This window comes from Flavivirga abyssicola, assembly GCF_030540775.2.
Lineage (GTDB): Bacteria > Bacteroidota > Bacteroidia > Flavobacteriales > Flavobacteriaceae > Flavivirga > Flavivirga abyssicola.
The window spans coordinates 2,690,791-2,717,599 of the sequence record NZ_CP141266.1 but is presented as its reverse complement, the minus strand read 5'-3'; the positions used below and the strand labels follow the sequence as shown (position 1 = coordinate 2,717,599).

At 33.0% G+C, this 26,809-nt stretch carries 20 protein-coding genes; 12 read left to right on the top strand and 8 right to left on the bottom strand.

Features of this window, described 5'->3' with window-relative positions; all coding sequences use genetic code 11:
• Window positions 1-176: 176 nt before the first annotated feature.
• Entirely contained in the window at window positions 177-3,131 is a 2,955-nt protein-coding gene (locus tag Q4Q34_RS11355; protein ID WP_303318165.1) for a T9SS type A sorting domain-containing protein, read from the top strand.
• Window positions 3,132-3,162: 31 nt separating this feature from the next.
• Here the strand turns inward: Q4Q34_RS11355 and Q4Q34_RS11350 are convergent, their stop codons facing one another.
• Window positions 3,163-4,515 carry a UDP-N-acetylmuramate--L-alanine ligase gene (locus Q4Q34_RS11350; RefSeq protein ID WP_303318166.1) on the bottom strand — a complete coding sequence of 451 codons (1,353 nt, stop codon included), beginning with the start codon at window positions 4,513-4,515 and terminating at the stop codon, window positions 3,163-3,165.
• A gap of 285 nt (window positions 4,516-4,800) precedes the next feature.
• A complete protein-coding gene (locus Q4Q34_RS11345) occupies window positions 4,801-5,718 on the bottom strand; it encodes a tetratricopeptide repeat protein (protein WP_303318167.1) in 918 nt (305 codons plus the stop codon).
• A gap of 177 nt (window positions 5,719-5,895) precedes the next feature.
• On the opposite strand from Q4Q34_RS11345, the gene Q4Q34_RS11340 reads away from it, so the two are divergent.
• The 4 genes from Q4Q34_RS11340 to Q4Q34_RS11325 all read left to right on the top strand — a co-directional run bounded on the left by Q4Q34_RS11340 (window position 5,896) and on the right by Q4Q34_RS11325 (window position 14,509).
• Window positions 5,896-12,036, top strand: a complete 6,141-nt coding sequence (locus Q4Q34_RS11340; protein ID WP_303318168.1) for an alpha-2-macroglobulin family protein — start codon at window positions 5,896-5,898, stop codon at window positions 12,034-12,036.
• 78 nt (window positions 12,037-12,114) lie between these two features.
• Complete coding sequence (locus Q4Q34_RS11335; protein ID WP_303318169.1) at window positions 12,115-12,486, top strand: DoxX family membrane protein; 372 nt, start codon at window positions 12,115-12,117, stop codon at window positions 12,484-12,486.
• 82 nt (window positions 12,487-12,568) lie between these two features.
• The gene (locus tag Q4Q34_RS11330) at window positions 12,569-13,075 is read left to right on the top strand and encodes a hypothetical protein (RefSeq protein ID WP_303318170.1); all 507 of its coding nucleotides are present in this window, start codon (window positions 12,569-12,571) and stop codon (window positions 13,073-13,075) included.
• A 3-nt stretch (window positions 13,076-13,078) separates the two neighbouring features.
• On the top strand, window positions 13,079-14,509 hold the full coding sequence (locus Q4Q34_RS11325; RefSeq protein ID WP_303318171.1) for a M64 family metallopeptidase: 1,431 nt from the start codon (window positions 13,079-13,081) through the stop codon (window positions 14,507-14,509).
• Window positions 14,510-14,511: 2 nt separating this feature from the next.
• Here Q4Q34_RS11325 and Q4Q34_RS11320 read toward each other — a convergent pair whose 3' ends face one another.
• From Q4Q34_RS11320 to Q4Q34_RS11310, 3 genes are all read right to left on the bottom strand, one after another.
• Window positions 14,512-15,033, bottom strand: a complete 522-nt coding sequence (locus Q4Q34_RS11320) for a DUF4136 domain-containing protein (RefSeq protein WP_303318172.1) — start codon at window positions 15,031-15,033, stop codon at window positions 14,512-14,514.
• Window positions 15,034-15,200: 167 nt separating this feature from the next.
• The gene (gene obgE, locus Q4Q34_RS11315; RefSeq protein WP_303318173.1) at window positions 15,201-16,199 is read right to left on the bottom strand and encodes a GTPase ObgE; all 999 of its coding nucleotides are present in this window, start codon (window positions 16,197-16,199) and stop codon (window positions 15,201-15,203) included.
• A 97-nt stretch (window positions 16,200-16,296) separates the two neighbouring features.
• The gene (locus tag Q4Q34_RS11310) at window positions 16,297-17,406 is read right to left on the bottom strand and encodes an adenylate kinase (protein ID WP_303318431.1); all 1,110 of its coding nucleotides are present in this window, start codon (window positions 17,404-17,406) and stop codon (window positions 16,297-16,299) included.
• Window positions 17,407-17,542: 136 nt separating this feature from the next.
• On the opposite strand from Q4Q34_RS11310, the gene Q4Q34_RS11305 reads away from it, so the two are divergent.
• The 3 genes from Q4Q34_RS11305 (at window position 17,543) to Q4Q34_RS11295 (ending at window position 21,460) form a co-directional block, all read left to right on the top strand.
• A complete protein-coding gene (locus Q4Q34_RS11305) occupies window positions 17,543-18,697 on the top strand; it encodes a 5-(carboxyamino)imidazole ribonucleotide synthase (protein ID WP_303318174.1) in 1,155 nt (384 codons plus the stop codon).
• Between the two features lie 93 nt (window positions 18,698-18,790).
• On the top strand, window positions 18,791-19,273 hold the full coding sequence (purE, locus tag Q4Q34_RS11300) for a 5-(carboxyamino)imidazole ribonucleotide mutase (protein ID WP_303318175.1): 483 nt from the start codon (window positions 18,791-18,793) through the stop codon (window positions 19,271-19,273).
• 147 nt (window positions 19,274-19,420) lie between these two features.
• On the top strand, window positions 19,421-21,460 hold the full coding sequence (locus Q4Q34_RS11295; protein ID WP_303318176.1) for a M3 family metallopeptidase: 2,040 nt from the start codon (window positions 19,421-19,423) through the stop codon (window positions 21,458-21,460).
• Between the two features lie 151 nt (window positions 21,461-21,611).
• Here the strand turns inward: Q4Q34_RS11295 and Q4Q34_RS11290 are convergent, their stop codons facing one another.
• The 3 genes from Q4Q34_RS11290 to Q4Q34_RS11280 are packed head-to-tail and all read right to left on the bottom strand — an operon-like array spanning window position 21,612 to window position 23,029.
• Window positions 21,612-21,983: a nuclear transport factor 2 family protein gene (locus Q4Q34_RS11290; protein WP_303318177.1), complete on the bottom strand. Its 372-nt coding sequence runs from the start codon at window positions 21,981-21,983 to the stop codon at window positions 21,612-21,614.
• 48 nt (window positions 21,984-22,031) lie between these two features.
• Window positions 22,032-22,688, bottom strand: a complete 657-nt coding sequence (locus tag Q4Q34_RS11285) for a DUF2461 domain-containing protein (protein ID WP_303318178.1) — start codon at window positions 22,686-22,688, stop codon at window positions 22,032-22,034.
• Entirely contained in the window at window positions 22,685-23,029 is a 345-nt protein-coding gene (locus Q4Q34_RS11280; RefSeq protein ID WP_303318179.1) for a hypothetical protein, read from the bottom strand. The genes Q4Q34_RS11285 and Q4Q34_RS11280 overlap by 4 nt, the downstream gene beginning before the upstream one ends.
• Before the next feature lie 110 nt (window positions 23,030-23,139).
• On the opposite strand from Q4Q34_RS11280, the gene Q4Q34_RS11275 reads away from it, so the two are divergent.
• From Q4Q34_RS11275 to Q4Q34_RS11260, 4 genes are all read left to right on the top strand, one after another.
• A complete protein-coding gene (locus tag Q4Q34_RS11275; RefSeq protein ID WP_303318180.1) occupies window positions 23,140-24,135 on the top strand; it encodes a GlxA family transcriptional regulator in 996 nt (331 codons plus the stop codon).
• A gap of 96 nt (window positions 24,136-24,231) precedes the next feature.
• Window positions 24,232-24,735 (top strand): GbsR/MarR family transcriptional regulator, encoded by a 504-nt coding sequence (locus Q4Q34_RS11270; RefSeq protein ID WP_303318181.1) that lies wholly within the window; start codon window positions 24,232-24,234, stop codon window positions 24,733-24,735.
• 408 nt (window positions 24,736-25,143) lie between these two features.
• Complete coding sequence (locus tag Q4Q34_RS11265) at window positions 25,144-25,545, top strand: hypothetical protein (RefSeq protein ID WP_303318182.1); 402 nt, start codon at window positions 25,144-25,146, stop codon at window positions 25,543-25,545.
• 345 nt (window positions 25,546-25,890) lie between these two features.
• The gene (locus Q4Q34_RS11260) at window positions 25,891-26,793 is read left to right on the top strand and encodes a TIGR01777 family oxidoreductase (protein WP_303318183.1); all 903 of its coding nucleotides are present in this window, start codon (window positions 25,891-25,893) and stop codon (window positions 26,791-26,793) included.
• Window positions 26,794-26,809 lie beyond the last annotated feature (16 nt).

Below are 26,809 nucleotides of genomic sequence, written 5' to 3'. Positions count from 1 at the left end.
ACATTTAGTACCTTTTTAATCATTTGTAATATTAAACCGACTTAACACGGTATTCAAAACGTTTTGTTGCAGTGATAAAAACATAAGTTCTACTACGTAAGTACCTATTATAAGTAATTTTGCAAGCGATCAATCTTGATTATTATTAAAATTATTAATATAAAACTTATGGAACAATGATACTCAAATCTTTAAAACCCTACCTGCTATTACTATTAGCAGTTGTTAGTAGTAATGCGCAAACTTTAGATACCAATTATTTTAATGCTTTAAAATCTAGCAAGCAAAATTCCAGTCCTGATTTTGAATGGAGACAGTTTGGTCCCGGAAACTCAGGATATTGTGAAGAATTTTGGATTCACCCAACCGATCCTAATTGTTATTATATGTCTCCAGATTTATCTAATTCTTATGGGACTTTTGATAATGGAGTAACCTGGCAAACAATTAAAGAGATTGATGGAAATGGTCGTGGCTTACGTCGTGTTCAAAACATAACATTATCTCATCAAGATCCAAATTTTGGCTTTGCTACCAATGTTAGAGGCTTTTTATATACAACTAATGACAAAGGCCGTAGTTGGACTAAAGTTTTAGAACTTATGGAAGGAAGACACTCCGAAATGGTTGTTGATCCTAGCGATGATAATAACTGGTATATAGGTGCAGGAGATTTTTGGAATGTTAAAGGATATCATCGTACTCAAGCAGCGCCACAGGGTAATATTGATAATTTTATTGCTTATGGCCATATTTATAGAACGGATGATAAAGGAGCCAATTGGACACCTGTAGTTGTTGACCCTGCACATACAAACGACTTATCTGTTGGGGTAATTGTTGTAGACCCTTCAAACTCCAATAATATTATAGCTATGACTAATTTTGGATTATACAACAGTACCAATAAAGGGGTTAGTTGGACGGCAAATCCGGGGAATGGATTACCTCACAACCTACCTAGGGATATGGATGTTCATGTAGATAAAACAAATCCTAGTAATCCCATAACCACTTTATACTTAGTAGAACAAACACATTACACTCCTAGTGGAAATACTGTAAATTCTACTGGTGGGGTGTATAAAAGTACCGACTTTGGAGCGACATGGACCAGCCTTACTGGTAACCTCGGTGTACGTATTGCTTCAGACTCAAACAATGGAACTAATGCAAATGGTGTAGATAGTTTTACGGTTGGCGACAAGTATTATAGAGCCATAGCTTATTGGCTTGGCATTAGTAAAGATAATGCAAAGACCACTTACAGTCAATTCCCAAATACAAATGTATTAGCTGTTTATAACCGTTTGGTAGTGAATCCAGCAAATAAAAATGAAATTTATGTGTCCTATAATGTAAAGCACGATTTTACATTTGGTCCAGGAGATGTTTGGAAAACTGAAGACGGCGGGGTAAATTGGTTCCCTTGCGTACGCACCGGTAAGTATTGGGACAGAGGGGCAGACACAAATTATTGGACTGCTAGAAATAGCCCCAGTACCGTTAACACAACTTTTGCCCACCTTCAAGAGGAAATACAGGATAAAGAAGAATTTTCGGGAAATCGTTTTATGGAAATCAACCAAAGAGGAGAGGTTTTTATAAGCATTGATCAACAAACATTGAAAACTTCAGATAACGGAGCTACTTGGACACAAGTTGATGATGATGAGACATCACCCGGAAGTCACAAATGGATTGGACGTGGTGACAGTAATTTACCAGGTCGATTTTTATTATTAGAAACAGGAGTACCGGGACGTAAACTTCTGTGTAGTGGTGAACATGGGCTTTGGCAAACTACAGATGCTACAGGTTTTCCTCGAGCAGATAATTTAACTGTAGCTGTAGAACAAATTGAAGGGCAAGTAAATCCTGATGGCGCGAAATCTATATCAACTGTTGCAGTCCATCCCAACGATCCTAATACTATTTTCACATTACAGTTTCGTCAAAACCATAGAGGATATTTACGTAAATCTACCGATGGCGGAGGTACTTGGAGCAATGTTACTTTTGCCTTTGATGGAGACTACTCTGGAACCAATACGTCTTTAGATCATATTTTTCAATACGACCTTATTATTAATCCAAGCAAACCAGAAAGAATGTATTTCTGTACCATGGGCAACCCTATAGCAGAAGTTAATTCTGCGTTTAGAATAACAACACTTCCTGAAGACCTTGGTGTAAAAAGAAGTTTTGATGGCGGTGCTACATGGCAAACTTCAAATAATGGTATGCCAGCAGACATGAGTGTTCGTAGAATTACACTTAATCCTAAAAAACCATGGCGAATGTATGCCGCATTAAATGAATCCAGAAATGGAGCTCCTGGCGGTTTATATTTTTCTGATAATAGTGGACAATTCTGGAATAAAGTCACTATTCCATCAGCAATAAAAGCGGTTAACAATGTATTTGTAGACAAAACCACTGAAGACATTTATATATCCTGCGGACGATTTTCCAGTAGAAATGTTAATGAAGGTGGCGTTTGGAAAAGTGCTGATGCTGGTGCAACATGGATTAAGATTTTTGATATGCCTTACGTCTGGCAAACTGAAACATCACCTCTTAATCCAAATTTAATTACTGTTAATGTTGCTTTGCAAAATGACAAAGGTAATAATGCTGTAACACTATTTAATCCTGGTGCTTATGTATCCTTTGATGGAGGAAGCACCTGGCTAAAGATTAGTAACAATTTAGGACAACCAGATGTGATTACCGACCTAAAACCAGACCCCGAAGATTTAAATGTATTCTGGTTAGCATTAAAAGGAAGTGCTTGGGCTAAAGGTATTTACTCTGGCTTTAATCCATTATTAAGCGTAGCAAAAAATGCTACAAATGATGAGCCTAGAGAATTAATTAAAGCGTTTCCAAACCCTACTACTAATAGTCAATTTATCTCCTTGAAAAGTGATTTATTATCAGTAGCTAACTTTAAAAGCATTAGTATTTTCAACATGCAAGGGCAATTGAAAATGGATTATGATATTTCAAAATTACAAACGAATAATTCCAATGTTAAGGTTCCTATTAAGAATTTATCAAATGGAGTTTATTTAATAAAAATTAATATAAACGGCACCGAATATATAAAGCGTTTTATTAAGAATTAACTTGCAAACCCTTATAGTTTATGGCGGGGGGCTAGAATTGATTTTTTATAGCATCAAAATCAAGTCCCCCATAATTACCTGAACTCATTAATAAAAGTGCTTTATTATTAAAGTCCTGCGAGAATAAAAAGTCTTTAAAATCCTCTGGATTGGTATAAATAATTAAATCGTCACGCTGAAAAGCATTAGCAATTTGCTCATGTGTTACTTCCTCTAACTTTTTAATTTCCACAGCATGCGGGGAATAAAATACCACAGCAACATCTGCCGCATCTAATGCCCCCTTATACTCTTTTAAAAACTCAGCATTTAAACTACTATACGTATGCAATTCTAAACAAGCCACTAAAGTTCTATTTTCGTATTGTTCTTTAACCGCATTGGTGGTCGCTTCAACCTTACTTGGTGAGTGTGCAAAATCTTTATAAGCTACACTGGTTTTACTTTCAGCTATTTTCTCTAAACGTTTGCTCGCACCTTTAAAGGTAGAAATAGCTTCGTAAAAATCATCCTCGTCAATACCCATGTGCTGACAAATCCATTTCGCACCTGCAAGGTTATTTAAATTATGTTTTCCAAACACTTCTATAGGCAAATCGCCTTCTGGAGTTTCTAATAAGGTTTCTCCATTTTCAACAGTATATTCCGGTGTTTGATATGGTAATTTACGAATAGTATTTGTTGAAGCTTCAACAACACGTTTTACCTCAAGGTCTTCCTCATTGTAGCTAATACTCCCCCCACTAACAATAGAATCTACAAAAATACTAAACTGTTCCATATAATTATCATAGGAAGGAAATACGTTGATATGATCCCAGGCAATACCACTTAATAAAGCAATATTAGGTTTATATAAGTGAAATTTAGGACGCCTGTCTATAGGAGAACTTAAATACTCATCACCTTCTAATACGATAAAGTCATTTTCATCGGTGAGTTTCACCATCACATCAAAACCTTCTAACTGTGCACCAACCATATAATCAACATCTCTATCATGATAATGCATAACATGTAAAATCATAGAAGTTATGGTCGTTTTCCCATGACTTCCGCCAATAACAACACGAGTTTTATGTTTAGATTGCTCGTACAAAAACTCAGGGTAACTATAAATTTTCAACCCCAGATCCTGAGCTTTTAACAATTCTGGATTATCCGCTTTAGCATGCATCCCTAAAACAATCGCATCTAAATCTGATGTGATTTTTTCTGGATACCACCCAAAAATTTCGGGTAATAACCCTTTAGCATGTAATCGTGATTTTGAAGGCTCGAAAATAGTATCGTCACTTCCTGTTACCTGATAGCCTTTATTATGCAATGCTAAGGCTAAATTGTGCATAGCAGCACCACCTATAGCTATAAAATGTACGTTCATACAACAAATATCAAACTCCAGATTTCAAATTCCAAATTAAACGAAACAAAATCTAATAATAAAAGGGAAAATCAGTGTTCAGTGTTCAGTGTTCAGTGTTCAAAACTAAATTTTCAAAACCAAACTCTAAAAAATCGCACCAATTCGTTTCTAGTTTCTAGTTTCTAGTTTCTAGTTTCTAGTTTCTAGTTTCTAGTTTCTAGTTTCTAGCAAAATTAAACACTTAAAAACCAAAAAGAAGACTCTATACTTCATTCTTAATTCTCTGTACTTCATCTCCCTAGCTCACAAACTAAGAATCTTCTCCTTTTCTTCTTTAAACGGCTTAATCTTAGGAAGTTCAGCAATAGCCAATTCTATATATTTTAAAGCCTCTTGTTTGTTTTTTTTGTGCATATGAATTTGTGCCAAACGATAATTCGCCCAAGCTTTAGGCACCCCATCTTCAGCAGAATAATTATCTAAATAGGTCTTTAAACAGCGCTCTCCTTTTTGCAACTCTATATTGTACTCTGCAGCAACTTTACCAATTTGATAATGCATCGCATTCCGTTGATGTTTTTTATGAGCTGCTTCTATGTTTTCGATAGCTTTTTCTGGTACCTCTTCATTTTCGTATAAAGTGGTCAATTTATTATAACAAGTTACAGAACCGCCTTCTTTTATCGCCATTTTATAATACTTTTCAGCTAATTCCGGCTCGTCATCATACTCATAAACATAACCTTTTGCCAAATAACCGTCCACCTTAGACAGCGCTTCTAATTCTCCAGCATATAGTAATGATTTACTTTTACTACCACCTAGAATGCCTGGCAATTGCATATATAGTTCTACCAAGGCCCAACGAGTATCAATATGATTTTTATCCAACTCAGCCGCTTTCAAAAATGCTTCTTTTATATCTCCTATAATCCCCAAGGCTTTTAATTTACTAATAGACATAGCTTTCATACCCAATGCCCCCCCATATTTATAATGATAGTTAGCTTCATTCTCTTCATTTTTCACTAACTTTTCGTATTGTAAAATAGCAGCATCCCATTTTTTTTGATGCCCATAAGCATCTCCCAATAATTCAATGGCTTGCAAGTTATTAGGATGTGTTTTCAAATAATCACTGATCTTTTGTTGGGCTTTTTTAAATTGTTTTTTTTGAAAAAGCGCTTCTATCCCGTCAAGGTTTGACTGACTGAAAGCCATTATAGGAAGTAAAAAAAGGAGCAAAAAATTTCTCATAATGTATATAGTCGATAATGTAAAAATAAACTTTCTGGTTCACTCATAAAAAACTAATTTCACTCAACCAAACTGTATGTTCGCTCATTCCTTATTTTTTGGTATAGCTTTTGAAAGTATTTTAGATACAAACTTAAAAAAATGAAAAACACTTTATCTTTATTAATGATTATACTTATCACCTCTTTTTCTAATGCTCAGAGCAATACATATGAAGGCTTATGGACTAAAGTCGAGCAATTTGAAACAGAAGGGTTACCTAAATCTGCTTTAAAAATTGTCGAAGACATTACTAAACTGGCAAAGAAAGATAAAAATGCCCCTCAACTAATAAAAGGCATGCTTTTTAAAAGCAAATTCGCTTTGGTTTTAGAAGAAGATGCCCAACTCAAAATCATTAACAATTTTAAAGATGCCATTAAAGAAAGTGCCTTTCCAACAAAAAATATTTTAGAAAGCATTCTAGCCAACATGTATTGGCAATACTATAATCAAAATAGATGGAAATTATATAATAGAACAAAAACTATTGAAAATGTAGACTCTTCGACAAGTTCAGGGCAAGTTCAAGATTTTAGAACTTGGGATTTACAAACAATATTCAACGAGATTCATATACATTATCAAAATTCGCTACAAAATGGATTAATGTTACAATTGGAGCCTTTGGGCAATTATGATGACATTCTAAATTTACAAAAGGAATCTAAAATTTACAGACCTACATTATTCGACTTTTTAAATCATAATGCGCTACTATTTTATAAAACCGATGAAACTCATATTACCAAACCTGCTTACAAATTTGAAATTGATAATCCTGATTTTTTAGGAGATGCCAAAACATTTTCAAAATTAAAAATAGATTCAAAAGACACGACATCATTACAGCTAAATGCCTTAAAAATCTATCAGGATTTGATGCGTTTTCATTTAAAAGATGAAAAACCATTTGCTTTAGCAGACGTAAATATTAATCGCTTAAAATTTGTGAAGCAACATGCTACATTTAACGATAAAGAATCCATTCTGCTAAAAACATTAGAAACTGAAAAAGACCATTTAAAAACGCATGAGGTCTCTACGTTATACGACTATGAAATAGCGACTATTTACAATCAACATGGTGCAAACTATCAGCCTAAAACAAATGAAGATAATCGCTGGAAAATTAAGGATGCTATTACAATTTGTAATAATGCTATTTCAAAATTCCCTAAAAGTGACGGTGCTAAAAAATGTACCGTTTTAAAACAACGAATTGAGCAACCATCTTTACAGGTTACTACAGAAAATTTTCTTTCTATACAGCAAAATGCACGTTTATTAATACAGTATAAAAATCTAAGCCAACTTCAGTTTAAAATATTTAAGCTAAATAGAAGTCAGTTAGAAAAATTCAATCAAACATATAGACAAGGCAAACAACTCGCTTTTATTAAAAAGTTAGATCCTTATAAAAACTGGGATAACACGCTACAAAATGAAGGTGATTACCAAATGCATACGACCGAAATTTTAGTTCCAGGGTTAAACAATGGGGCTTATTTAATTTTTGCATCGTCTAAAAACGACGGAAAAACCCTTGCGTTTAGCACAGTACAAGTTACTAACCTAGCTTTAATTGAAACGGAAAGCAATACCCATAAAACCTTTCAAATTATTGACAGAAATAATGGAAAACCAATTAGTAATGCTAAGGTAGAAATAAGCCATAGCAAAAATAATGGCAAAAGCTATCAAACAGAAAACCTCACTACAAATACATATGGAGAGGTAAAAATTGAAAAAAACAAAACGCGTAATGCGAATATAAAAGTTAAGGTTAAACATAATAATGATGTCGCATATTTTGGTGAATATTATATTTACAGATATTACAAAGAGCGGCAAGAAGGTGTTAAACATAACTCTTTCATATTCACAGATAGAAGTATTTACAGACCAGGCCAAACGGTTTATTTTAAAGCCATTGCTATTAAAACAGAAGAAGAAAAATCTGTGGTTTTATCAAACGAAAAAGTTTACGCCATTTTATATAATGCAAATGGTGAAGAGGTAAAAATATTAAAGTCTAAAACAAATGAATTTGGTTCTGTTTCAGGTGAATTTATACTGCCTAATAATGGCTTAAATGGGGGATATTATATAGAATTTGATGCTGATCAAGGGTATGACATGGAGAGTTCTGCTTACTTCTCTGTTGAAGAATATAAGCGTCCAAAATTTGAAACAACATTTAATCCCATAACCGAAACTTATAAAATCAACGACTCAGTAACCATAAAAGGAAATGCTATAGCTTATGCTGGAAGCAATATTACCAATGCTAAAGTGGTGTATCGGGTACACAGAAAGGTGGAATATCCTCGTTGGTGTTATTTTTATCACCCGTGGTTTAATAATAGTGAACCTCAGGAAATCACTCATGGTAAAAGTATGACTAATAACAAAGGAGAATTTGAAATTACTTTTAAAGCCATTCCAGATCAAGGTGTTGACAAAACTAACCTTCCTATTTTTAAATATGAAGTTACTGCAGATGTTACCGATTTAAATGGTGAAACCAGAACTGCAACTACAATAGTCAATGTTGGATACCACGCATTAACGGCAAATATGTCTATAGCTAATCTAATAGATAAAACTAAAAAAAATAATGCCATTGAAATAGATACCAGAAACTTAAATGGTGAATTTGTAGCAGCAAAAGGAACAGTAAAAATGTATAAATTGAAAGCTCCTAAAAAAGTCTTAAGGCCAAGACCTTGGGAAGCTCCAGATTATCAAGAATTTTCAGAAGACGTTTTTAATAAATTATTTCCATATGATGCTTACTCTAATGAACATAATTCTAATAATTGGAAAAAAGGAAAACTTGTTTTTATATCATCATTCAACACAGAACACACAAAAAAGCTTAATCTTGGTAAAATTAAAAAATGGGAATCAGGCAAATACATTATCATTTTAGAAAGTAAAGACAAGTTTGGTCAATTGGTTAAAGATGAAATTAAAACGGCTCTATATAGCAATTCTGATAAAACCTTAGCAGATAACCAATTATTTCACATCACGACAAATAAATCAAGCTATAAAGCAGGTGAAAAAGCTATAATTACACTAGGTTCTGCTGCAAGCAACTTAAATGTTACGGTTCAAGTTGAAAAAAATCGTAAGATTGTAAAAACGTACATTATTCAACTAAATAAGAACAAAAAAACAATTTCCGTCCCCATAAACAGTGACGATACTGGTGGCTTTGTGGTCAAATATAGCTTTGCAGCTTTCAATAGTTTTCAATCGGGCAGTTTAAATATATTTGTTCCCTACCCTAAAACAGAATTGGACATTGAAACCACAACCTTTAGAGATAAGCTCCAACCAGGAACCGATGAAACCTGGAGTTTTAAAATAAAAGGACCTAAAGGCGATGAAGTTAGTGCAGAGTTATTGGCAAGTATGTATGATGCTTCATTAGACCAATTTAAACCACATGGCTGGTATTTCAATCCTATTAATAAACCTACTTATTATTCACATATATCTACCAATGCCCACAAGAGCTTTGGCACAGGTTATTTTAGAGTTTATAATGATTATAATATCGGTAGTTATCCAACTCAGTATTACGACCAATTGAACTGGTTTGGGTATCACTTTGGATATTTCAATTCAGTAAGTTTCAGAAGCAAAAAAATGCTTAATAGCCGTATAGCTGGTGCTCCTGTGGTCTCAGAAGAAATGGAGTTAAAAGAATCTACTGTTGAGCCTAACCAGTTAGAAGATAGTTTAGATTTAGATGATAAGGCTAAACTAAATTCTGGTGAAGGTTTGGAATCAGATGAGGAAGCTCCAGAAAAAAAATCAGAAAAACCAAACTTCGATAACGTTAAAATCCGTAAAAACCTTCAAGAAACAACCTTTTTCTTTCCACAGTTAAAAACAGATTCAGAAGGCAATATCAGTTTCAGTTTCACAACTCCAGAAGCTTTAACGCGATGGAATTTACAGTTATTAGCACATACAAAAACTTTAGAACATGCTACCAGAACGTTAACTACGGTTACTCAAAAAGAGTTAATGGTAACACCAAATACACCACGTTTTTTACGAGAAGGGGATCAAATTACCATTAGTACTAAAATTGCCAACCTTACCGAAAAACAATTATCTGGACATGCCATTTTATTGTTAACAGATGCTATTTCTGGAAAGGATATCTCTCAAAAACTTATAACAAGTTCTAATAATTCTCTCCCTCTGGGAGAGATGGCGAAGCCAGAGAGGGCTTTTACTATCAATGCCAAAAGCAACACACAAGTATCATGGAGTTTATCAATTCCAGATGATATTCAAGCAGTTCAATACAAAGTAATAGCCAAATCAGAGGCCTTTAGTGATGGTGAACAAAACGCGTTACCAGTCCTATCTAATAGAATGTTAGTTACCGAAACACTTCCCATGTGGATTCGCAGTAATCAAACAAAAACTTTTACACTAGACAAACTAAAAAATAACACCTCAACAACACTTAAAAACCATAAACTAACTCTGGAAATGACTTCCAACCCTGCGTGGTATGCAGTGCAAGCACTCCCCTATTTAATGGAATACCCGTATGAATGCAACGAACAAACGTTTAGCCGTTATTATGCGAATGCTTTGGCGAGTCATATAGCAAATTCTAACCCAAGAATTCAGAACGTTTTTAATCAATGGAAGTCTCAAAATGTACTCATCTCTAACTTAGAAAAAAATGAAGAATTAAAATCTATTCTTATTCAGGAAACACCCTGGTTACGAGATGCACAAAGCGAAACAGAACAGAAAAAACGTATTGCGCTACTTTTCGATTTAAACAAAATGAACAATGAATTGCAATCTGCTATCAGAAAATTAAAAGATAATCAGATGGATTCGGGGGCTTGGGCCTGGTTTGATGGTGGACGTGCAAACAGATATATTACACAACATATTATTACTGGTTTTGGGCATTTAAATAAGTTATCTGTCTCGTCGAGCGCAGTCGAGACGTCTCAAATGACCTCAAAAGCCATTCAGTATCTAGATGCACAATTCGTAAAAGAATACAAAGACATCAGAAAATACGATGCTAAAATAGACTTAAACAAAGATCATTTAAGCTACACGCAGTTACATTATTTATACATGCGAAGCTTTTATCCAGAAATTAAGAAATCGAAAGAAGTCGAAAATATCACCAAGTATTACCATACACAAATTCAAAAATATTGGTTAAGTAGACCTTTATACGCTAAAGGATTAATGACTTTGATATCTCATAGAGCCAATGATTCTAAAACAACGAATAAGATTTTAAAATCGCTAAAAGAAACGAGTATTACTTCAGAAGCGTTAGGAATGTATTGGAAAGCTAATACCAACTCTTGGTTCTGGTATCAAGCGCCTATTGAAACGCAAGCGCTTTTAATTGAAGCTTTTTCTGAGGCTGGTCATGTCATTCAGAACGAAACAAAGAATCTTGAAACCATAGATAACTTAAAAATCTGGTTACTTAAGAACAAACAAACCAATAGATGGAAAACTACCAAGGCAACTACTGATGCAGTATACGCTTTGTTACTTCAAGGAAGTGATTGGTTATCGGTGACAGATATGGTTGATGTTGTTTTAGGCAAGCAAAAAATAGCACCTTCAACATTAGAGCATGTAAAAGTAGAAGCTGGTACTGGTTATTATAAAACGTCTTGGGGTGCTTCTGAAATAAAGCCAGAAATGGCTAAGGTAAAGCTTACTAAAAAAGGAAACGGAATAGCTTGGGGAAGTTTATATTGGCAATATTTTGAAGATTTAGATAAAATCACATTGGCAGAAACGCCTCTAAAATTAAAGAAAAAATTATTCTTAAAGCAATATGATGATACAGGCGAGGTCATTTCTGAAATTACAGAAAGCACCCATTTAAAAGTTGGAGACTTGATAAGAGTTCGTATAGAGTTACGTAGTGATCGAAACATGGAATTTGTTCATATGAAAGATATGAGGGCCTCAGGATTAGAGCCTGTAAATGTGTTATCACAATATAAATGGCAAGATGGTCTGGGGTATTACGAAAGCACAAAAGATGCTTCTACTAATTTCTTTTTTGATTATTTACCAAAAGGTATTTATGTTTTTGAATACGACTTAAGAATTAATAATGCTGGTAATATGAGTAATGGTATTACCACGATACAGAGTATGTATGCACCAGAATTTAGTAGTCATAGCGAAGGTACACGTTTGTTAGTTAATTAATACAGTTTCGACAAAATCGACAGCAAATTAATTTTAATTTGCTATCTTTCAATCTAATAACTAATAAATACATTTATTATGAATTCAAAAGTTTTTATGGTCGTGAGATTACTTCTCGGACTTTTTATTTTGTTTTTTGGACTTAATAAGTTCTTTCATTTTATAGGTCATGGAGAAATGTCTCCTGAAGCTGGAGCTTATTTCGGAGCATTAGTTTCTGTTAAATTAATAACATTAGTAGCCATTGTAGAAATTGTTGCAGGATTAGCATTAATTTTTAACAAATTTGGAGCATTACTAGCTCTTATTTTAATGAGTGTTTCTATAAATGCTGTATTATTCCATGCCATGTTAGCTCCAGAAAGTATTATGGGTGCGTTAATTTTACTAGTTTTAAATATTATCGTCCTATATGGCTATAAAGACAAGTATAAAGACTTACTGAGTTAGTATTAATCATACATAAGGAGAGGCTTAGGCCTCTTTTTTTATTTTCTTAACTTTACCAAAATTTTGTTATTCGTTTAAACCCTTGGAAAAGCAAAAGTTAAATATCCCCAAAACCACAATAGCATTTTTCTTTTTTATGATGCTATTAGGATGTGCTTCTAAACAAAGCCTATCTACCAACACTAATGAAATCGAAAAAACACCTAAGATCATTTTTCTAAATTATACGATAAAAAAAACTTCGAACGGAAATAGAACCGTTAGCCTTATAAATAAAATAGTAACAAAAGGAAAACTAAAAAACCATCATAAGAACTCTAAAAAAGAGCCCATATCTGGTGATTTAATGTGTTACCAGCTTGATAAAAAGTCAAATATCTTGCAAAGTATCATTATAAAAAATCCATTAAAAAAAACAGTAGAGTCTCTTAATGACTCTAAAAGTTTTCAAACAAGCCATATAGAACTAAAGCATGCGCCTTTTTCTCTTAGATTGAAGTTAGAACCACAAACAAAGTATATTTCTATAAATGAAATCGCCCAAGTCAAAAAAGAAATAAACCCCCTAATTAAAACCAAAATCAACTAGTTAATGAAGCCCCATTTACTATATATAATATTACTCGTCAATGTTGGTTTAATACCTGCTCAAATTTTTGATGTAGAAAATATTAAACTGTCTGGAGATGATAGCAAAAGAATTAACCTAATTATTTTAAGTGAAGGTTACCAAACCAACGAATTATCTCAATTCATTACAGATGCTACTAATTTTACTAATAGCATGTTTAATCTATCTCCACTTAAAGAGTATGCAAACTATTTTAATGTCTACGCTATAAAAGTTCCTTCTATTGAAAGTGGTGCAGATCATCCAGGGACAAGTATCGAACCATTAGAATCATCAATTAATCCTGTTGTCCCAATAAAAATAGTAAATACTTATTTTAATGCAACTTACGATGCTTATGGTAAACATAGGCTGCTTTATTATGAAATAGATGGAAACAGTGCAAACAATACCGAAGCCATAATTAATACCGTTTTGGCTAACAATTTTCCAACCTATGATCAAGCTTTAATTTTGGTTAATTCTTCTGAATATGGTGGTAGTGGTGGAAAATTCCCTATGACTTATTCAGGTTTTTGGGGTGCGAATGTAGCTGTTCATGAATTGGGTCATTCATTATTTGATTTAAAAGATGAATATTACCCAGGAGATGTTCTTGCTGGTGAAGCTATTAATATGACTCAAGAAACAGATCTAAACTTGATCAAATGGAAAAATTGGCTAAATACTAATGGCATTGGAATATATCAATATACTTGCATTACTGGTAATTGTACTGACTGGTATAAGCCACATCAAAATTGTATCATGGAATTAATTGATAAGCCCTTTTGCTCAGTTTGTAAAGAAGGCATTATAGAAAAAATTCATAGCTTGGTATCTCCTATAGACTCATACACACCAATATCAAATACGGTTTCAACATCCAGCTTCCCTATCAATTTTAACCTAAACCTAATTAAACCCATCCCTAATACGCTTGAAAGTTCATGGTCATTAAATGCTACTGATATTGCTTCAAATGTTGATGATGTAAATATTTTAGAAACCGATTTAAATGTAGGCACAAACACTTTAACAGCTGTTATTACAGATAATACAGCACTTTTAAAGGTTACTAATCACGAAACTATTCATGTATATACAGTAACTTGGACTATTAATCATTCTTCTTTAGCAGTTAATGATATTGAAAGTGATATCAATAATTTAAGCATTGTTATGTTTCCAAACCCTACCAATACCATAGCAAACCTTAAAATTGAAAGTGAGAAAGATGCCCAGTTAAAAGTTGACATCATCAGTTTAGATGGTAAAAAAGTAAAAACAGTATCCTTATCTAACTATACAACACAGCAAGTTGATATTAGCACTCTAAGCGAGGGTGTTTATATGGCTAATTTCTATGCAAATAATGTACTGGTCGCTAGTAAAAAGTTAATAAAACAATAAATTTATTGTTTAGGTGGGTATTCCAATAGTATTTTTTCAACAATAGCATTTAAACGTGTTTCACGTTCTTCTGGAATAGCATTAGGATTGTAATTTGATTCACTTACTGCTTGCCAAAATAATTGCTTTTTGTTTTCATCTACAAAGTCAATAGTTATCAGACGATTAACTTTAGACTGTCCTACTGGTATTCCAATTGAAATACCACCACCAACATTACCGCCACCACCACCTAGACCAACGCCTACAGTGTTACGTTGTGCTTCTTGATATTCTTTACTTTTAATATCGATAAAAAAATCTGGGCTGTCTGATAAATTAAATCCTTTTGCTTTCATTTTAATATCTATAGCATTTAGCAGACGTTTTGTATCTAATTCACTTAATCCCGTATTCATATCGCTATAATAATTATAGGTTTTATAATTATCAAATTGAGTTGCCTTATCGTAATCATAATTAACACGAATAGATGCACACCCTACAACTAATAAAGCAAGTAAAATAACTTTCAAAGTTTTCATAGTCATAATTTTTTATTAAAGTTAATCAAAAATTATTCCATGACTTAAACCATTCGTTTTAAACAACCGAAATAGGGAGTATAGAATATACCAAAATTGAAGAAATCTTCTTCCTTTATAGCTTTACAAATTATAAAAGATTGAATTTTAGAACGATTTAATAAATCTTAATCATTTAACATCTTCCACAAAACATCCTTTAACTCGGTAATGCCTTGTTGTGCTACAGATGAAATAAATAAATAAGGGATAGGAAGCTCGTTATCCAACTCTTTTTTAAGTTCTGCTTTCAATTCGGCATCCAGCATATCACTTTTTGATATGGCTATGATACGTTCTTTATCAAGCATTTCAGGGTTGTAACGACGAAGTTCGTCTAACAAGACATCGTATTGTTTTCTAATATCATCAGCATCCGCAGGAATTAAAAACAATAGGATAGAGTTACGCTCTATATGACGTAAAAAATAATGCCCCAAACCTTTTCCTTCAGCAGCACCTTCTATAATCCCAGGAATATCTGCCATAACAAAGGTTTGAAAATCACGATACTCTACAATCCCCAAATTAGGTTTAAGTGTCGTGAACTCATAATCTGCAATTTTTGGTTTAGCTGATGTTACAACTGACAACAACGTCGATTTCCCTGCATTTGGAAACCCTACCAAACCAACGTCTGCAAGAACTTTTAATTCTAACGTAACATATCTCTCTTCTAATGGAAGTCCTGGTTGCGCATATCTAGGAGTTTGATTGGTAGACGACTTAAAATGCCAATTTCCTAGCCCGCCTTTTCCACCTTCAGCAATAATTCTTTCTTCACCTTCTTCAGTAATTTCTAAAAGAATGGCATCGGTTTCAGTATCTCTAACAACCGTTCCTAACGGAACATCTAAATATACATCTTCACCATCAGCCCCAGAACTCCTGCTCTTACTACCATTTCCACCATGACCAGCACGAATATGCTTTTTAAATTTTAAATGAAGAAGTGTCCAAAGATTAGAATTCCCTCGAAGAATAACATGGCCTCCACGACCTCCATCACCGCCATCTGGCCCACCTTTGGTAATATACTTTTCTCTATGTAAATGCACAGAACCTTTACCTCCATTACCAGAAGCAACATACATTTTTACATAATCAACAAAATTTCCTTCGGTCATTAAAATGCCTTTGTTTGTCATTCCCGCGAAGGCGGGAATCTATTTAATTGAACTAAAATCTAGAAATATGGATTCCTGCCTTCGCAGGAATGACAAATTACAGACGGTCTATTACAGCACTTAAACGTACCGTAATATCTTCAATACTTCCTACACCATCAACACCAAAATACTTGTTTTGCGCTGAATAGAAATCTTTTAAAATAGCCGTTTTATTGTAATACTCAGCGATTCTATTTCTAATAATAGACTCGTCTGCATCATCTGCTCTTCCGCTGGTTTTACCACGTGATAATAAACGTTCAACTAAAATTTCATCATCAACTTCTAAAGCAATCATCGCATTGATTTGAGAATCTTTGCTATCCATGAGCTTATCTAAAGCATCCGCTTGTGCGTTAGTACGTGGAAATCCATCAAAAATAAACCCATTAGCATCTGCATTTTTTTCAACCTCAGCATTTAACATGTCAATAGTTACTTGATCTGGAACCAATTCACCTTTATCCATATAAGATTTAGCTAGCATCCCTAAAGCCGTCTCGTTTTTAATATTGTATCTAAAAACGTCACCTGTAGAAATGTGTACTAAATCATATTTCTCTTTTAAAAAATCCGCTTGTGTTCCTTTTCCGGCACCTGGAGGGCCAAATAGCACTAAGTTTGTCATGTGTTGTGTCTCTTTTATTTGATATACTTCTGGTAAATTTCTTCCTAATCCATCATAATCTAAGCCGTAACCAACTATAAATTTATTTGGAATCTCAATACCAACATAATGTAATTTAAAATCTTTTTTATAGGCTTCAGGCTTGTAAAAAAGCGTCGCTATTTTTAACGATTTCACTTTTTCATTTTTAAAAATCCTATGGACTTCGGCTAAAGTATTTCCTGTATCAATAATATCTTCTAGAATAATAACTGTACGCCCTGTTAAATCCTGAGTTAACCCGATGAGTCTCTGAATATCTTCGGTTGACTTAACACCTTCATAAGATGCTAATTTTATAAACGTGACTTCGCATGGCTTTGGATATTTCTTTACAAAATCGCTTACAACCATAAACGAACCATTTAAAATCCCAACAAATACAGGGATTTCATCTCCAACATCTTCAGCAATTTCTATTGCTAAACGCTGTAAAACATCATCAATTTTTTTAGCAGAAATGAATGGTTTAAAATATTTGTCGTGTAGCTTTATCACGGTTATCATTTTTTGAAGCAGCAAAGATAATCATTAGATTACAAATAACGATTTTTTGATTTATGATTATAGGTACTAATTAATATTTAAGTGTATTTTTGCGTATCCTTATTCAATTTCAGTTAAAAAGAAATCAATGAACTATTTTTCTTCAAATTTCAAACTTGGTATTCTTGGTGGTGGTCAGTTAGGTAAAATGCTCCTTAATGATACTAGAAAATTTGACATTTATACCTGTGTTTTAGATTCCAGCAATGAAGCGCCTTGTAAAATAGCGAGTAATGAGTTTCATTTGGGTGATTTAATGAATTATGAGGCTGTTTACAATTTCGGGAAACAAGTTGATGTGCTGACTATTGAAATTGAAAACGTAAATGTAGATGCTTTAGAAGCCCTCGAAAAAGAAGGTGTAAAAGTATATCCTGCGTCTAAAACATTACGAACTATTCAAAACAAAGCAACTCAGAAATTGTTTTATGTTGATAATAATTTACCTACAGCTCCTTTTTCTCGTTTTGCGTATACGTCAGAAATAAAAGAAGCCATAAACCATGGCGGTTTAACAATGCCTTTTGTTTGGAAATGTGCTCAATTTGGATATGATGGTACTGGGGTGAAAATTGTAAAAACACTTCAAGATTTAGAAGGTTTACCAAACGTAGAATGTATTGCTGAAACATTAGTACCTTTTAAAAATGAATTAGCAGTTATTGTCGTTAGAAATGTTTCAGGAGACATTAAAACATTTCCAGTTGTTGAAATGGAATTTCATCCAGAAGCTAATCAAGTAGAATATGTTATATGTCCTGCTAGGATTCCAGAAGAAGTTGCAAAAAAAGCGACAGAGATAGCTTTAAAAACATCCAAAGCATTTAACCATGTTGGGCTATTGGCTGTAGAAATGTTTCAGACTCAAAACGACGATATTTTAATAAATGAAGTCGCACCAAGACCACATAATTCAGGGCATCAAACTATTGAGGCTAGTTATACCTCCCAATTCGAACAACATTTAAGAGCTATTTTAAATTTACCTTTGGGAAGAACAGACAATAAAGTTGGTGGTGTTATGGTTAATTTGGTTGGTGCTGAAGGTTACACTGGAGATGTGATGTATAAAAATATTGAAGCCATTATGAAAATGGACGGTGTAACGCCTCATATTTATGGTAAAAAACAAACAAGGCCATTTAGGAAAATGGGACATGTTACCATTGTAAATGAAGATTTAAATGAGGCTCGCAAAATAGCTGAAGCTGTAAAAAAATCAATTAAAGTAATAAGTAAATAATGTCTCCCCGAGCGCAGTCGAGGGGTTTTTAAATATTTTTAGTTTTGATATTAAGGTCTAGACTGCGAACGACCTGACATAAAATAAAAATTTATGAAAAAAGTAGGAGTAATCATGGGAAGCAAAAGTGATCTTCCTGTAATGCAAGATGCCATTGATATTTTAAAAGGTTTTGATATTGAAGTTGAAGTTGATATTGTTTCGGCTCACAGAACCCCAGAAAAATTATTTGATTATGGAAAACATGCCCATGCAAGAGGATTCGCAGTTATTATTGCTGGTGCAGGTGGTGCAGCACATTTACCTGGAATGATAGCATCCTTATCGCCTCTTCCTGTTATAGGTGTTCCTGTAAAAAGCAGTAACTCTATAGATGGCTGGGATTCTGTTTTATCTATTTTACAAATGCCTGGTGGTGTTCCTGTGGCTACTGTAGCCCTTAATGGCGCAAAAAATGCCGGTATATTGGCTGCACAAATTATTGGTGCTGCTGATACTTGTGTTTTAGATAAAATATTAGTTTATAAAGAAGGCTTAAAACAAAAAGTAAACGAATCTGCTAAAGATTTAAAATAAAAAAAGCCTCAAAATAATTTGAGGCTTTTTTTGCTATTAGTGTATAATTCTAATGAGTTAGTCACTCCGTATACGATTAACTGCAAAAATACAAAAAAACTTATTATGCATACATAACAAGTTTATATTTTAACACATTTATTGAGAATGACAAAAAACATATTAACAAAACCTTTTGAAACCGTATATAATTCGGCTCCCTTTTCAAAAATCACCAATGAGGATTTCCTACCTGCCTTTAAACAGGCTATTACCAGTGCTAAATCTGAAATTGATGCTATCGCTAAGAATAACGAACTTCCTACTTTTAAAAACACTATAGAAGCTTTAGATTTTTCAGGCGAGCAATTAGGTAGAATTTCTAGTATATTTTTTAATTTAAATTCTGCTGAAACTAATGATACCATACAAAAAATAGCACAAGAGGTATCTCCTTTATTATCAGAATTCAGTAACGACATTACTCTAAATGAGGACTTATTTAAACGTGTAAAAGCGGTTTATGACACTAAGGATTCTTTAGATTTAAACGTTGAACAACAAACCTTACTTGATAAAAAATATAAAAGTTTTTCACGAAATGGGGCTAACTTATCCGAAGATAAAAAACAAGAACTTCGAGATATTGATAAACAACTAAGCCAGTTAACACTAAAATTTGGAGAAAATGTATTGGCAGAAACCAATGCATTTGAAATGCTAATTACCAACGAGGATGATTTATCCGGTTTGCCAGAAGGCACTAAAGAGGCTGCTAAGCAGTTGGCCGAATCTAAAGAAAAAGAAGGTTGGTTGTTTACATTAGATTATCCTAGTTACATTCCTTTTATGACGTATGCCGATAATCGTGAATTAAGAAAAAAACTAGCGCTTGCAGCTGGAGCAAAAGCGTTTAAAGGTGACGCTCTAGATAATCAAGATAATGTATTACAAATAGTTAAACTAAGATTTCAACGTGCTAATCTTTTGGGTTACAAAACGCATGCACATTTTGTCCTGGAAGAACGTATGGCAAAAACGCCGGAAGCTGTTAAAAGCTTTTTAAATGAATTGCTTGAAAAAGCAAAACCAGCTGCTGAACTAGAGTTTAAAAACCTTCAAAATTTTGCTAAAGAATTAGATGGTATTGAACAGCTTGAAAAATGGGATGCTTCATATTATTCTGAAAAATTAAAACAAAAATTATTCAGTCTTGATGATGAAAAATTAAAACCATATTTCAAATTAGAACATGTGATTGATGGCGCCTTTACCGTTGCCAATAAATTATTTGATTTGAATTTTGAAGAAATTGATACCATAGATACATATCACGAGGATGTTTTTACTTATAAAGTCACTAATAATGATGGGGATTTAATTTCCATTTTCTATGCCGATTTTTTTCCACGATCAGGAAAACGAAATGGTGCATGGATGACATCTTACAAGCCACAGTCTATAAAGCATGGTGTTAATGATAGACCACATATATCTATTGTTTGCAACTTTACAAAACCAACAAAGAGCAAACCTTCACTTCTAACTTTTAATGAGGTTACAACCTTGTTTCATGAATTTGGACATGCATTGCATGGTATGCTAGCAAACACAACCTATCCAAGTTTATCTGGAACCAGCGTATTTTGGGATTTTGTTGAGTTACCAAGTCAAGTTTTAGAGAATTGGTGCTATGAAAAAGAAGCTTTAGAATTGTTTGCCACGCATTATGAAACTGGAGAAGTCATTCCAATGGACTTAGTTGAAAAGATAAAAGAATCTGCTACTTTTCATGAAGGCATGCAAACCTTAAGGCAGTTAAGCTTTGGGTTGTTAGACATGAGCTGGCACGCAAATGAATCTCCAGAAACGATAAAATCAGTCAAAGCACACGAAACTGAAGCTTTTAAAAACACAACACTTTACCCAGAAGTATTAGAAAACTGTATGAGCACTTCGTTTTCACACATCTTTCAAGGAGGTTATTCATCTGGATATTACAGTTATAAATGGGCTGAAGTTTTAGATGCTGATGCCTTCGAATATTTTAAAGAGTCAGGTATTTTTAACAAAGAAGTTGCTGATAAATTTAAAAACCATGTATTATCTCAAGGTGGAACAGAAAACCCTATGACACTTTACAAGCGTTTTAGAGGTCAAGAACCTAGGCCCGAAGCCCTATTAAAGCGTGCTGGGTTGTTGAAATAATGCTATTAGAGGTCTAGAAAGTAATTCGTCATTGCGAGACTTTGCAAAAGGCGTGGCAATCTGTTTAATTTTAGATTCGATTCAAAAGATTACCACGTCGATTCTCTCCTCGTAATGACAGTTCTCTTTAACTTTCTAGACCTCTCAATTTCTACCCATGTTGCATAGGCGTAAAAAAGAACTCTTCTCTTACTATTTTGCCATCTTCTACTTTATAAACGCAAACCTCATGCATATTGGTTCGAGGTGACCCTTTAAATGTGACATCCATTTTCATAGTACATGAAAAGAATTTATCTGCTACAATAGGATCAGAAATTTCCATACCATGAATTTCCTCTACCATATCATTAAATTGTTGGCCCTTGGCAATAACCGCATCTAATCCTTTAGTTTCTTTAACAGGTGCTCCATCTGGTTCTACACTGACAATGTTTTGTCCGTATAAATTTTGAATAGCTTCAGCAAACTGTCCTTGTCTGCAATAATTCACTAACTGTCCTGCAACTTCTTGTGTTGTCATAATTTTGATTGAATTTATAGTTAATAATTTAATTTGTATAATACTGTTTTAAAATGCGGCATTTAAAAATTCATTCAAAGGCCTAATAGCTTTAAAATGCTTTGTAATAGCATCTTTTAGATTAGGAGAATTATAATAGTCTTTCAAAGAAAGATCAGACATCGCATAAAACTGTTTATTGTATATCAATGGCGTTTTATTTGCTACAGCTTCATGAGCTTTATCAATACGTTTAGAAACGTCTCCTTTTAAAGCTCCCAGGCAGTCATTAAATTCTTTTGCCGTTGTTATTGCCAAAAAATCATCAGTATGATTAGCAATATGATTTCTTACTGCTTTTAATTCCGGTGGTTTAACATTAAAAAGCCCACCTCCAACGTGAATCGAATCTGCACTAATGCCCAAATAATACCCTGGTAGCATAGACTTTTTGCCATTAGGAGAAAATCCAGCTTTAAAGATTGTATGATAAGGTGTTTTATCTTTTGAGAATCGCACATCTCTATTTATCCTAAACAAAGCTTTCTTTTCATCAGTTAGAATTCGATTATCCCATTGATGGAGCATAGGAAGTAATTCTGAAAGCAACTCTAAAAAAGGCCCCTTAACATCATTTTCATAACGTTTCTTATTGGTATGAAACCATTCTTTATTATTATTCTCGTTCAACTCTTTAAAAAATTCGGTATACGCTTTTGTTATCATTTGTCTTGATGTATTATATCTAATGCTAGATTTGTTAAAAACTCCCAGGAATCTTTATATTCAACTCCCAATTGGTACCAACCGGACATAGGTTTTTTATTTTTGAAAGGACTAAACACTTCTAATGGTACATCGATGGCTTCAACATTAAAACCCTTTCCTAGTTTAAACACCATGTTCTGTTTAGTAGAAAAAAACGCAAACACCTTCCCTTTATAATGTATCGCTTCTGAACGCATCATTTTACCTACGGTTATGTTTTCGTGGTTAGAACAAAATCGAACTCTTATAGCTTCAAAATAGCGTTTTGCTTCCATTAGAATGTTTATAGGTGTTTTCAAAATTATAAAATGAATACATTTTTTCAGAGGTCAAATACGACACTTTAAGGTGTTGATTATGACAAAATTTAATATTACTTTTAAAATCATAATCATTAAGACATTTACCAATGAAACATGTAAGCATATTGGTTCCAAAATCTAACACCATTCTAAGTAGTGTTGTCGGACCTTATAAAATTTTTAAAAGTGTGAATGATTTCATTCTACAATCTGGAAAAAGTGAACAGCCTTTCTTTGATATTAACCTTGTTGGTCTAGATAAAAACACGGTACTATATGATGGTGCATTTTCAGTACACTGTGATGCTACCATACATGATATTTCTAAAACAGATCTTATCATAATTTCAGCCGTTAGACCAGAATGGATTACTGATGGCATTAAAACTAATTATGAGTTTATTCCATGGATTAAAAAACAACGCAATAAACATCATGCAGAAGTGGCAAGTTTATGCCTTGGTGCTTTTCTATTAGCAGAAACCGGGTTGTTAGACCATAAACAAGCTACTACACATTGGGCAGGGATTGACCTGTTCCGACAGATGTATCCAAAAATTGATGTACTACCAGAAAAAATAGTTACAGACCAAGAAGGTATTTATTCCAGTGGTGGTGCTTACTCATTTTTAAACCTCATCATACATTTGGTTCACAAATATTGTGGACAGGAAGCTGCTGTTTATGTATCCAAACTTTTCGAAATTGATATTAGCAGGGATAATCAAAACCAGTTTGCCATTTTTAGAGGTCAAAAGGACCATACCGACACCCTAATACAAAAAGCACAGTTATTTATAGAGAATAATGTTACCGAAAAGGTTTCTGTAGAACAATTATCGGACATGTTGGCGGTGAGTCAACGTAACTTTATAAGACGGTTTAAAAAAGCAACTGCAAATACACCTTTAGAATATATTCAACGTGTTAAGGTTGAAGCTGCTAAAAACGCTTTAGAATCTACACAAAACACAATAAACGAGGTAATGTTTTCTGTAGGATATTCAGATACTAAAGCATTTAGATCCTTATTTAAGAGATTTACGGGCTTAACACCTGTTGCATATAAAAATAAATATAACCGAGAATTGGTTAGTTTTTAATCTGTAGACACAAAGAAATCAGCTCTTTTAAATTAAGTTTTAAAATAAACTTTCAATAATTATTGAAAGTTTAGAAATTATTTATATCTTTGTGCTATGGAATACCAAGAAGCAAAAGATAAATTTATAAGTACCTGGGGAAGCTTAGGGACATTATGGGGCATAAATAAAGCGATGGCTCAAATACAATCGCTTCTTTTTATTTCTACCAAGCCATTATCCATGGAAGAAATCATGGAAGAACTAAAAATCTCTCGTGGTAATACCAGTATGAACTTACGTCAGCTTATGGATTGGGGCATCGTTACAAAAGAGCTAGTTCCCGGTGAGCGTAAAGAATTTTTTACTACTGAAAAAGATGTACAGGAATTGGCAAGACACATTGCTAAAGAACGAAGTAGAAGAGAAATTAAACCTGTAATAAAAATATTGAAAAATGTTAGTTCCATTAAAGATGATGGCACAGAAAAAACAAAAGAACTTATTAAACAAACCAAAGCACTACATGATCTAGCAGAAACAGCAGATACTATGATGAATAAAATTGTTAATCAAGAACATAACTGGATTACTAAATCTTTACTTAAACTTATCAAATAAAAAAATTTAAACCACACTTTCAATAATTTCTGAAAGTTTAATAATATTGAAATGAATTATAATATTCTCACATATAGCATCTATCTTCCTATAATTTTCTTCATTACTATTAAAATTGGTTGGTTATTTTACAAACATGGTGAGGTATTTCTATTAAACATCTTCCAGGGTAATTACTCCTTAGCAAACAACATTAACAATATATTGCTAATTGGGTACTATCTGGTAAATCTCGGTTACGCAATAATTACTATCGCATATTGGGAGCAACTTGAATCAATAAATCAAGTAATAAATACTCTATCAACAACACTAGGAAGAATCATAATTCTTTTGGCGGTTTTACATTACAATAATGTCTTCGTCTTAACATATTTAATAAAATCAAAATCTTTAAAACAATAAATCATGGAAAATTCAAAAATCATTATCGGTTATTTAGTCTATTTACCAATAGTCGTATTACTAACTATTTATGTATCAAAAATGCTTTTTAAAAACGGAAGGCTGTTTATGATTGACATTTTTAAAGGCAAAGAAGACATTGCTTTAGCTACCAATAAATTATTCGAAATTGGGTTCTACCTCATTAATATAGGATGGGCCATGTTAATTCTTAAAATATCTTATTATAATGCAGATGGAATGAGTTACCAATCACTTATTGAAATATTGAGTAAAAAAATAGGTGGTTTTTCAATCTATTTAGGAGTCATGTTGTTTATTAATTTATTCTTTTTCTTCAGAGGGAGAAGTAAATCACGACAATCATTAAAATTAACAAAACCTCAACTTAAAACTCCCAAATAATATGAAAACGCTTCATTATATTAATAGTTTCTTTTATTTAATAACTGTCATACCATATTTAACTATACACTATGCTATAATCGGTATGTATGCTCAATTTGCACTCGGAATTGCCCAAATATTAATAGCCATAATTATTTTATTCTATATAAAGGTGTATAATAAAAACATTCGAAAGCACATGACATACTACTGCGCTTTCGTATTGATTATTATGTTCACACTTCTAGTACTATCAAAAACTGACAGTATTGACAGTCATATAATACTAATAGCTTGTGTTTTCATAATTCCAATGCTAATTGCTAGTTATTTTGTTTACATAACTTACCTAATTCAAAAACAATGAAAACAATTATTATAGCGGGTGGAAGTGGGTTTCTAGGACAAATTTTGGAAGACTATTTCACTAAAAAAGAATATTTAGTAAAAATATTAACCAGATACCCTAAACGTAAGAATGATATTTACTGGAATGCCAAAGATTTAGGAGAATGGGCAAAAGAATTGGAAAAAACAGAGTGCCTTATAAACCTTACTGGAAAATCTGTAGATTGTAGATACACCGAAAAAAACAAAAAATTGATTTATAATTCTAGAATCAATCCAACACATCTACTCGGACTAGCGATCAATCATTGTGAAAATCCACCAAAAATCTGGATGAACTCATCAACAGCAACTATTTATAAACATTCTTTGGATGAAGAGATGACAGAAGAACATGGAGAAATCGGAGATGATTTCTCCATGAATATTGCTAAATCTTGGGAGCAGGCATTTAATACAATAACAACTCCTAAAACGCGAAAAATTATTTTACGGACTTCAATTGTTTTGGGTAAAAATGGAGGTGCATTAATTCCTCTAAAAAAAATAACCAAACTTGGATTGGGAGGAAAACAAGGAAACGGGAATCAAAAAGTAAGTTGGATTCACCAACTTGATTTCGCAAAAATCATTGAATTCTTAATACACCATAAAAACCTAAGCGGTATTTTTAATTTATGTGTTCCAAAACCTACAAACAATAATACGCTTATGAAATCCCTAAGAAAGGTTTTACCTCCTCATTTTGGAATACCACACTCTAAACCTTTCTTAGAATTTGGTGCTAAAATTATTGGCACAGAAACTGAACTAGTTTTAAAAAGTAGAAATGTAATACCAAAACGGTTACTGTACAATGGGTACTCCTTTAAATATACAAATATTGAAAGTGCTCTATTCGATTTACTAAACATTTAAAAAGTCATTTTTTTAT

Bases quoted from the DNA above. Each gene is read 5' to 3' on its own strand.
- Q4Q34_RS11295 (WP_303318176.1), top strand. From the start codon at position 19,421: ATGACAAAAAACATATTAACAAAACCTTTTGAAACCGTATATAATTCG.
- Q4Q34_RS11340 (WP_303318168.1), top strand. From the start codon at position 5,896: ATGAAAAACACTTTATCTTTATTAATGATTATACTTATCACCTCTTTT.
- Q4Q34_RS11260 (WP_303318183.1), top strand. From the start codon at position 25,891: ATGAAAACAATTATTATAGCGGGTGGAAGTGGGTTTCTAGGACAAATT.
- Q4Q34_RS11350 (WP_303318166.1), bottom strand. From the start codon at position 4,515: ATGAACGTACATTTTATAGCTATAGGTGGTGCTGCTATGCACAATTTA.
- Q4Q34_RS11320 (WP_303318172.1), bottom strand. From the start codon at position 15,033: ATGAAAACTTTGAAAGTTATTTTACTTGCTTTATTAGTTGTAGGGTGT.
- Q4Q34_RS11345 (WP_303318167.1), bottom strand. From the start codon at position 5,718: ATGGCTTTCAGTCAGTCAAACCTTGACGGGATAGAAGCGCTTTTTCAA.
- Q4Q34_RS11290 (WP_303318177.1), bottom strand. From the start codon at position 21,983: ATGACAACACAAGAAGTTGCAGGACAGTTAGTGAATTATTGCAGACAA.
- Q4Q34_RS11270 (WP_303318181.1), top strand. From the start codon at position 24,232: ATGGAATACCAAGAAGCAAAAGATAAATTTATAAGTACCTGGGGAAGC.
- Q4Q34_RS11265 (WP_303318182.1), top strand. From the start codon at position 25,144: ATGGAAAATTCAAAAATCATTATCGGTTATTTAGTCTATTTACCAATA.
- Q4Q34_RS11355 (WP_303318165.1), top strand. From the start codon at position 177: ATGATACTCAAATCTTTAAAACCCTACCTGCTATTACTATTAGCAGTT.
- Q4Q34_RS11305 (WP_303318174.1), top strand. From the start codon at position 17,543: ATGAACTATTTTTCTTCAAATTTCAAACTTGGTATTCTTGGTGGTGGT.
- Q4Q34_RS11285 (WP_303318178.1), bottom strand. From the start codon at position 22,688: ATGATAACAAAAGCGTATACCGAATTTTTTAAAGAGTTGAACGAGAAT.
- Q4Q34_RS11335 (WP_303318169.1), top strand. From the start codon at position 12,115: ATGAATTCAAAAGTTTTTATGGTCGTGAGATTACTTCTCGGACTTTTT.
- obgE (WP_303318173.1), bottom strand. From the start codon at position 16,199: ATGACCGAAGGAAATTTTGTTGATTATGTAAAAATGTATGTTGCTTCT.
- purE (WP_303318175.1), top strand. From the start codon at position 18,791: ATGAAAAAAGTAGGAGTAATCATGGGAAGCAAAAGTGATCTTCCTGTA.
- Q4Q34_RS11325 (WP_303318171.1), top strand. From the start codon at position 13,079: ATGAAGCCCCATTTACTATATATAATATTACTCGTCAATGTTGGTTTA.
- Q4Q34_RS11275 (WP_303318180.1), top strand. From the start codon at position 23,140: ATGAAACATGTAAGCATATTGGTTCCAAAATCTAACACCATTCTAAGT.